Origin of the sequence: Cupriavidus sp. HPC(L) (assembly GCF_000307735.3) — a bacterium.
Classification (GTDB): domain Bacteria; phylum Pseudomonadota; class Gammaproteobacteria; order Burkholderiales; family Burkholderiaceae; genus Cupriavidus.
In genome coordinates this window covers 1-8,279 of sequence record NZ_AMPR02000129.1, presented here as the reverse complement: position 1 = coordinate 8,279, position 8,279 = coordinate 1, and the positions used below count along the sequence as shown (strand labels likewise).

7 protein-coding genes are annotated in these 8,279 nt (G+C 66.6%); 3 read left to right on the top strand and 4 right to left on the bottom strand.

Going from position 1 to position 8,279, the window contains the following annotated elements:
* Nucleotides 1-159: 159 nt before the first annotated feature.
* The 4 genes from B551_RS26870 to B551_RS09560 form a co-directional block, all read right to left on the bottom strand.
* Entirely contained in the window at nucleotides 160-531 is a 372-nt protein-coding gene (locus B551_RS26870) for a hypothetical protein (RefSeq protein ID WP_253281340.1), read from the bottom strand.
* 164 nt (nucleotides 532-695) lie between these two features.
* Nucleotides 696-2,399 carry a PhoH family protein gene (locus B551_RS09570; protein ID WP_006577921.1) on the bottom strand — a complete coding sequence of 568 codons (1,704 nt, stop codon included), beginning with the start codon at nucleotides 2,397-2,399 and terminating at the stop codon, nucleotides 696-698.
* Nucleotides 2,400-2,645: 246 nt separating this feature from the next.
* Nucleotides 2,646-3,107, bottom strand: coding sequence for a peroxiredoxin (locus tag B551_RS09565; protein ID WP_006577920.1), 462 nt, complete (start codon nucleotides 3,105-3,107; stop codon nucleotides 2,646-2,648).
* A gap of 194 nt (nucleotides 3,108-3,301) precedes the next feature.
* Nucleotides 3,302-3,691, bottom strand: a complete 390-nt coding sequence (locus B551_RS09560; protein WP_006577919.1) for an Mth938-like domain-containing protein — start codon at nucleotides 3,689-3,691, stop codon at nucleotides 3,302-3,304.
* A 352-nt stretch (nucleotides 3,692-4,043) separates the two neighbouring features.
* Here B551_RS09560 and B551_RS09555 point away from each other — a divergent pair, with 352 nt between their 5' ends.
* The 3 genes from B551_RS09555 (at nucleotide 4,044) to thrC (ending at nucleotide 8,189) form a co-directional block, all read left to right on the top strand.
* Nucleotides 4,044-5,276, top strand: a complete 1,233-nt coding sequence (locus tag B551_RS09555) for a pyridoxal phosphate-dependent aminotransferase (protein ID WP_006577918.1) — start codon at nucleotides 4,044-4,046, stop codon at nucleotides 5,274-5,276.
* Nucleotides 5,277-5,366: 90 nt separating this feature from the next.
* A complete protein-coding gene (locus B551_RS09550; protein ID WP_023263971.1) occupies nucleotides 5,367-6,677 on the top strand; it encodes a homoserine dehydrogenase in 1,311 nt (436 codons plus the stop codon).
* 66 nt (nucleotides 6,678-6,743) lie between these two features.
* Complete coding sequence (gene thrC, locus B551_RS09545) at nucleotides 6,744-8,189, top strand: threonine synthase (protein WP_006577917.1); 1,446 nt, start codon at nucleotides 6,744-6,746, stop codon at nucleotides 8,187-8,189.
* The last annotated feature ends 90 nt before the right edge of the window (nucleotides 8,190-8,279 follow it).

Genomic DNA, 8,279 nt, shown 5'->3' with positions numbered 1-8,279 from the left:
GCAGCGGGCGCGTGCCGATTGCCGCCGAGCGCGGCGACCGCAGCGATGGGATCGAAAGAAGCGAAGAAAGAAGGCCGGTGCTGGTCGATCGCATGGACTGGGGAGCCAGCCGGTGCGGGTCCATCGACCGGGGCATCGCTGCCCGCGATGCCCGGATGGCTACCAGCGCAACTGCGCGTCGTAGGTGCCGGTGCCGACGGTCATGGACTTGGGCTGGCCGTTGTAAGTGGCGTGCACATTGTAGCGGCCCTCCGGCGCCTTGATCAGGCAGCGCGGCCCTTCGGTACGAAATCGCGCCACTTCGTGGCCTTCGCGCATCAGTCGGACTTCGACGTCGGCCAGATATTCGCCGCTCGCGCCCTGCGTAAACAGCACGCCCATGTTGAACTGCTTCTGGCGTGCGGCGAGCCGGCGCTGCTCGTCCTCGCCGACGCCGCCGCAGACATAGCTGACCGCGCCGACGGTGCGGATCACCGGTTCGTTGACCGGTGGAGCGGCCACCGGTGCAGGGGCAGGCGTGGGCGTCTGCATCGATGGCTGGACAGCGCCGGGCGGTGGCGCCGCGGCCGGTTCGGAGATGGCCTGCGCGCGCAGCAGGCCGGGCGCGGTGGCCGCGCCCGTCGCCACCACATAGGGAATCAGCGCGCGGCAGCCGCGCCGCCAGCGATCGGCTCGCATCGCTTGCGTCGGTCCGCTCACAGCACGTCCGCCGCGTGGTCGGCCAGGCGCGAACGCTCGCCGCGGGCCAGCGTGATATGGCCGCTGTGGCTCCAGCCCTTGAAGCGGTCGACCACGAAGGTCAGGCCCGACGAGCCCTCGGTCAGGTACGGCGTGTCGATCTGCGCGATGTTGCCGAGGCAGACGATCTTGGTGCCGGGGCCCGCGCGCGTGACCAGCGTCTTCATCTGCTTGGGCGTCAGGTTCTGCGCCTCGTCGATGATGACGAACTTGTTGACGAAGGTGCGGCCGCGCATGAAGTTCATGCTCTTGACCTTGATGCGCGAGCGGATCAGTTCCTGCGTCGCGGCGCGCCCCCATTCACCGGCGCTGTCGTCGCTCTTCTGCAGCACCTCGAGGTTGTCGTCGAACGCGCCCATCCACGGCTGCATCTTCTCTTCCTCGGTGCCGGGCAGGAAGCCGATGTCCTCGCCGACCGGCACGGTGGCGCGCGTCACGATGATCTCGTTGTACAGCTTCTGGTCCAGCACCTGCTCGAGCCCCGCGGCCAGCGCCAGCAGCGTCTTGCCGGTACCGGCCTGGCCGAGCAGCGTGACAAAGTCGATGTCGGGATTCATCAGCAGGTTCAGCGCGAAGTTCTGCTCGCGGTTGCGCGCGGTCACGCTCCAGACGTTGTTCTTGTGATGCGTGTAGTCCTTCAGCGTCTGCAGCAGCGCGGTCTTGCCATTGATCTCCTTGACCTGCGCATACAGCGGCAGGCTGCCGTCCATCGGTTCGAGGTAGACGAACTGGTTGACCAGGAAGGAGGGCACCAGCGGGCCGGTCAGCCGGTAGAACATCGCGCCGGTCTTCGGGTCCTGCCAGCTCTCGACGCCCTTGCCGTGCCTGGTCCAGAAATCGTTGGGCAGCACCATCACGCCCGAGTACAGCAGGTCCTTGTCCTCGAGGACCTGGTCGTTGAAATAGTCCTCGGCCGGCAGGCCCAGCGCCCGGGCCTTGATCCGCATGTTGATGTCCTTGGACACCAGCACGACGTCGCGCTCGGGATGCTGCTGCCGCAGCGCGCTGACCACCGCCAGGATCTGGTTGTCGGCCTTGCCCTCGGGCAGGCCTTCCGGCAGCTTGGTGTCGTTCAGGCGGGTCTGGAAGAACAGCGTTCCCTGCGCGTCGCGGTTGCCCAGCTTGGCCAGCGGCAAGCCTTCGTCGAGCACGCCGTCGGTGCCGGCCACCAGCGCGTCGAGCGTGCGGCTGACCGCGCGCGCGTTGCGGGCGACTTCGCTCATCCCCTTCTTGTGGTTGTCCAGCTCCTCGAGCGTCATCATCGGCAGATAGATGTCGTGCTCTTCGAAGCGGAACAGCGAGGTCGGATCGTGCATCAGCACATTGGTGTCGAGCACGAACAGCTTGGCGGGACCGGTGTCCTTGCGCTGGCGGCGGCCGGTGGTGCCGGTGCTGGTCTTGACCAGCGATACGGGCGGGGCCGGCGTGGTCGCCACCGGTGCGCCGGGCATGTCCTTGGCGCGGGCTCGGGTGCCGGCGGCACGGGCCTGCACCGCGGGCGCGGCGACTTCGCTGGGTCCGCTTTCAAGCAGGGCCACGCGTTCCAGGGCCGGAACGGGCTTTTTTGCCTGCGTCGCGGACTTGGTCAACCTTGCAACCGGAGCGAACTCGCTCGGGTCCAGCAGTTGTGCAGGCTTGGCGGGCATGGTCGGCAGCGGCATGCTGGGCGTTCCTTTCAGGGGGAGGGAAAACGGGGCGGGGCCGCGCACAGACGAAAAAGCCGCCGGGCCCGTTGAGCGGGCGAGGCGGCTTGTCTTGTGCGGGCGGACGGCACGGCAGTTCCGCTACCGGCCCTGGGCATCGTGCGCCTGGGCCGGAGGGGAGAAGCAGCGTGGCAACCAGAATCTGAACTCATTACGGGGCAATGTATCCGAACGATTTCCGTTTGGCAATTGCCCAGGTGAACGTCACATCGCGCGCACCAGTTCGAGCACTTCGTCGACGTGGCTGGGTACCTTGATGCCGCGCAGTTCGTGGCGCAGCTTGCCCTTGCCGTCGATCACGAAGGTGCTGCGCTCGATGCCGCGCACCTCCTTGCCATAGAGCTTTTTCATCTTGATGACATCGAACTGCTGGCACAGCGCCTCGTCGGCATCCGAGATCAGTTCGAACGGCAGCTCCAGCTTGGCCTTGAAGTTCTCGTGCGATTTCATACTGTCGCGCGAGATGCCGAACACCACGGCGCCAGCGGCCTCGAAGGCCTCGTGCTGATCGCGGAAGTCCATCGCCTCGTTGGTGCAGCCGGGGGTGTTGTCCTTCGGATAGAAGTACAGCACCACCGTCTTGCCGCGGTAGTCGGCGAGGCGGAAGGTGCCGCCGGTGGCCGGTGCGCTGAAATCGGGAACGGCCTGGTTGAGACTCACTGTCATTCTTATGGCTCCTGGAGGAAGCGGCGCTGGGGAAATCGGCTTGCCGGGAACTGGCCCCGCGCCGGCTCGGGCAAAGGCCGGTCGAGGGGGGCGGGGAAGGCGGGCATGGCCATGCTCACGGCAAATGAGGGCGCGTCGGCATAGTTCAAGCGTGGCGTCGGGCAGACATCGGCGGACCGGTGGCGGCGGCGCCCTTACCCGCCGGCGGGCGCGTCTTCGAGCAGCAGCACCGCCGCCACCTTGCGGCCTTCGGCCATCAGGATGTTGTAGGTGCGGCAGGCCGCCGGCATGTCCATCGCATCGACGCCGATATGGCGGCGGGATAGCGCGGCGGTCAGGCGCGGGTGCGGAAAGCGCAGGCGGTCGCCGGTGCCGAGCAGCACCACCTCGGGGGCATGGTCGAGCAGCCCCTCGAACTGGTCCGCGGCCAGGTCCTCGAAGCGCTGGACCGGCCAGGGCCGTACCTCGCCCTCGGGCATCACCAGCACGGAGGTGGTGTAGCGCACCTTGTTGATCTCGATATAGCCCGGGCCATACGCCGTGACGGTGTTCATGGCGTTGGGCTGGTCGGCATGGAGTTTCACGGGGGAACCTTGCGGGGATCGGGAAGCGAATCGGGAAGGGAATCGAATAGGGAGCGGGTCAGCAGCGTGTCCGGAGCCTTGTCGGCGCAGCGGCGGCCGGCAGGCCGGAGCGGGGCGCTGGCGGTCGCGCTTGCCCACGCTGCATCGCAAGATCCCTGCCCGAAGTCTGTCATAATCCGCTAAATTATAGCCTTTGCCTTCCTGCCGGCCGCGCTGCCTCCGCATCGCCCCGCAGTGCAGCGAAGCGCGCTCCGGACGATCCCCTGTTTTACGCAGATTCCCTGTTCGCCGCCGCACGAACCGGCGGCCCCTCGCTCCCTTTGTCTCCGCCAGACTCCTGCCCGACCACGCCGTGAAACCGATCCAGAAATCCAACAAGCTGAACAACGTCTGCTACGACATCCGCGGCCCGGTGCTGGAGAAGGCCAAGCAGATGGAGGAAGAAGGGCACAAGATCATCAAGCTCAATATCGGCAACCTGGCCGTGTTCGGCTTCGATGCGCCGGAGGAGATCCAGCAGGACATGATGCGCAACCTGCCGAACTCGGCGGGCTACTCGGATTCGAAGGGCATCTTCGCCGCGCGCAAGGCGATCATGCACTACACCCAGCAGAAGAACATCCATGGCGTCGGTCTGGACGACATCTATGTCGGCAACGGCGCGTCCGAGCTGATCGTGATGTCGATGAACGCGCTGCTGAACAACGGCGACGAGGTGCTGGTGCCCACGCCGGACTACCCGCTGTGGACCGCCGCGGTCAGCCTGTCGGGCGGCACCCCGGTGCACTACCTGTGCGACGAGGCCAACGACTGGATGCCGGACCTGGACGACATCCGCGCGAAGATCACGCCGAACACCAAGGCCATCGTCGTGATCAACCCGAACAACCCGACCGGGGCGCTGTACTCGGACGAGCTGCTGCGCGAGATCGTCGCGATCGCGCGCCAGCACGGGCTGATCATCTTCGCCGACGAGATCTACGACAAGGTGCTGTACGACGGCCATACGCACACGTCGATCGCCGCGCTGTCGACCGATGTGCTGACCGTGACGTTCAACGGCCTGTCGAAGAACTACCGCTCCTGCGGCTACCGCGCCGGCTGGATGGTCGTGTCGGGCGACAAGCGTCCGGCGCACGACTATATCGAAGGCCTGAACATGCTGTCGTCGATGCGCCTGTGCGCCAACGTGCCGGGCCAGTGGGCGATCCAGACCGCGCTGGGCGGCTACCAGAGCATCAACGACCTGGTGGCCGAGGGCGGGCGCCTGCGCCGCCAGCGCGACCTGGCCTACGAGCTGATCACGCAGATCCCCGGCGTGACCTGCGTCAAGCCGAAGGCGGCGCTGTACCTGTTTCCGAAGCTCGACCTGTCGATGTATCCGATCCAGGACGATCAGGAATTCATCTACGAGCTGCTGCAGGAATCGAAGGTGCTGCTGGTGCAGGGCACCGGCTTCAACTGGGCCAGGCCGGACCATTTCCGCATCGTCTTCCTGCCGCACGAAGAGGATCTGCGCGAAGCGATCGGCCGCGTCGGCCGCTTCCTCGAGTCCTATCGAAAACGACACGGCGCGACGGCCTGACCGACTCACTGGTTGCGGCTGCGGCTGCGGCCGGCTCCGAACCCACGCTCCGTCGCGCTTCCCCATTTGCAAACTGGAATCTGATTGACCATGAACCCCATCAAAGTAGGCCTGCTCGGCATCGGTACCGTCGGTAGCGGCACGTTCGACGTGCTCAAGCGCAACCAGGAGGAGATCCGCCGCCGCGCGGGCCGTGGTATCGAGATTACGATGGTGGCCGACCTGAACACCGAGCGCGCGCGTGAGCTGACCGGTGGGCAGGTCCAGGTGGTGGCCGATGCGCGCGAGGTGGTCAGCCACCCCGACATCGACATCGTGGTCGAACTGATCGGCGGCTATGGCATCGCGCGCGAGCTGGTGCTGCAGGCGATCGCCAACGGCAAGCATGTGGTGACCGCCAACAAGGCGCTGCTGGCCGTGCACGGCAACGAGATCTTCGAGGCCGCGCGCAGCAAGGGCGTGATGGTCGCGTTCGAGGCGGCGGTGGCCGGCGGCATTCCGATCATCAAGGCGCTGCGCGAAGGCCTGAGCGCCAACCGCATTCAGTGGATCGCCGGCATCATCAACGGCACCACCAACTTCATCCTGTCCGAGATGCGCGACAAGGGCCTGGACTTCGACACCGTGCTGAAGGAAGCCCAGCGGCTGGGCTATGCCGAGGCCGACCCGACCTTCGACATCGAGGGCGTCGACGCCGCGCACAAGATCACGCTGATGAGCGCGATCGCCTTCGGCATGCCGGTGCAGTTCGACAAGACCCACGTCGAGGGCATCACGCGGCTGTCCGCGATCGACATCCAGTACGCCGAGGAACTGGGCTACCGCATCAAGCTGCTGGGCCTGACGCGCCGCCGCGAGGACGGCATCGAGCTGCGCGTGCATCCGACGCTGGTGCCTGCCTCGCGGCTGATCGCCAACGTCGAGGGCGCGATGAACGCGGTGCTGGTGCAGGGAGACGCCGTCGGCGCCACGCTGTACTACGGCAAGGGCGCCGGCGCCGAGCCGACCGCGTCTGCGGTGATCGCCGACCTGGTCGACGTGACCCGCCTGCATACCGCCGATCCGGAGCACCGCGTGCCGCACCTGGCGTTCCAGCCGGACGAGCTGTCCAGCGTGCCGGTGCTGCCGATCGAGGAAGTCACCAGCAGCTACTATCTGCGCATGCGCGTGTCGGACCAGACCGGCGTGCTGGCCGACATCACCCGCATCCTGGCCGATTCGGGCATCTCGATCGATGCGATGCTGCAGAAGGAGTCGCGCGAGGGCGAACCGCAGACCGATATCATCATGCTGTCGCACCTGGCGCGCGAGAAGCAGGTCAACGCGGCCATCGCCAAGATCGAGGCGCTGCCCACGGTGCTGTCGGGCGTCACCCGCCTGCGCATGGAAGAACTGAACTGAAGCCGCACCGATGGCCGCGCCGCCGCCCGCACCGGGCACGGCACGGCCCGGCAGGCCACCATCACGATGAACTACAAGTCGACCCGCGGCCATGACGTGCCGCAAACCTTCTCCGAGATCCTGCTGGGCGGCCTGGCGCCGGACGGCGGCCTGTATCTGCCGCAGCAATATCCGCAGGTCAGCGCCGACGAGCTCGAGTCGTGGCGCAAGCTGTCGTACGCGGATCTGGCCTACGAGATCCTGGCCAGGTTCTGCGACGACATTCCGGCCGAGGACCTGCGCGCGCTGACGCGCAAGACGTACACGCCCGAGGTCTACTGCAACGCGCGCGCCGGCGACAACACCGCCGACATCACGCCGCTGCGCAAGCTCGGCGACGAGGCTGGCGCACCGCTGTACCTGCTCGGCCTGTCCAATGGACCGACGCTCGCGTTCAAGGACATGGCGATGCAGCTGCTGGGCAACCTGTTCGAGTACGCGCTGGCGCGCGCCGGACAGGAGCTCAATATCCTGGGCGCGACGTCGGGCGATACCGGCAGCGCGGCCGAATACGCGATGCGCGGCAAGCGCGGCATCCGTGTGTTCATGCTGAGCCCGCACAACAAGATGAGCGCGTTCCAGACCGCGCAGATGTTCAGCCTGCAGGACCCGAACATCTTCAACCTGGCGGTGCAGGGCGTGTTCGACGACTGCCAGGACATCGTCAAGGCAGTGTCCAACGATCTCGAATTCAAGTCGCGCCAGAAGATCGGCACCGTCAATTCGATCAACTGGGCGCGCGTGGTCGCGCAGGTGGTCTACTACTTCAAGGGCTGGCTGCTGGCAACCGATGGTCCCGGCCAGAAGGTCTCGTTCTGCGTGCCGTCGGGCAACTTCGGCAATGTCTGCGCCGGCCACATCGCGCGCATGATGGGTTTGCCGATCGACAAGCTGGTGGTCGCGACCAACGAGAACGACGTGCTCGACGAGTTCTTCCGCACCGGCATCTATCGCGTGCGCAAGGCGGCCGAGACGTACCACACGTCGAGCCCGAGCATGGACATCTCGAAGGCGTCGAATTTCGAGCGCTTCATCTTCGATCTGCTCGGCCAGGATGCCGGCAAGCTGGCGCAGCTGTTCCGCGATGTCGATACCAAGGGTGGCTTCGACCTGTCCGGCACGACGGACTACGAGCGCATCCGCCAGTTCGGTTTCGTCTCGGGCCGCAGCACGCATGACGACCGCGTCGCGACGATCCGCGACCTGTCGGCCCGCTATGGCGTCACCATCGATACCCACACCGCCGACGGCGTCAAGGTCGCGCGCGAGCACCTGTCGGCTGGCACGCCGATGGTGGTGCTGGAAACCGCGCTGCCGGCCAAGTTCGCCGACACGATCCGCGAGGCGCTGGGCCGCGAGCCCGAGCGTCCGGCCGCGTTCGAGGGCATCGAGGCGCTGCCGCAGCGTTTCGAGGTGATGCCGGCCGACGCGGCGCAGGTCAAGGCGTACATCGCCCGGCATACCGGGCTGTAATCCGGCGTTCTCCCGCCGCGCGCGCTGCGCGGCGGCCGCCGAGTCATTACAATCGCCCCAGTACAATCGAATCAGCCGCTTGCCGCCGCC

Coding starts and splice junctions, on each gene's coding strand:
- B551_RS26870 (WP_253281340.1), bottom strand. CDS start 531: ATGCAGACGCCCACGCCTGCCCCTGCACCGGTGGCCGCTCCACCGGTC.
- B551_RS09570 (WP_006577921.1), bottom strand. CDS start 2,399: ATGCCGCTGCCGACCATGCCCGCCAAGCCTGCACAACTGCTGGACCCG.
- B551_RS09565 (WP_006577920.1), bottom strand. CDS start 3,107: ATGACAGTGAGTCTCAACCAGGCCGTTCCCGATTTCAGCGCACCGGCC.
- B551_RS09550 (WP_023263971.1), top strand. CDS start 5,367: ATGAACCCCATCAAAGTAGGCCTGCTCGGCATCGGTACCGTCGGTAGC.
- thrC (WP_006577917.1), top strand. CDS start 6,744: ATGAACTACAAGTCGACCCGCGGCCATGACGTGCCGCAAACCTTCTCC.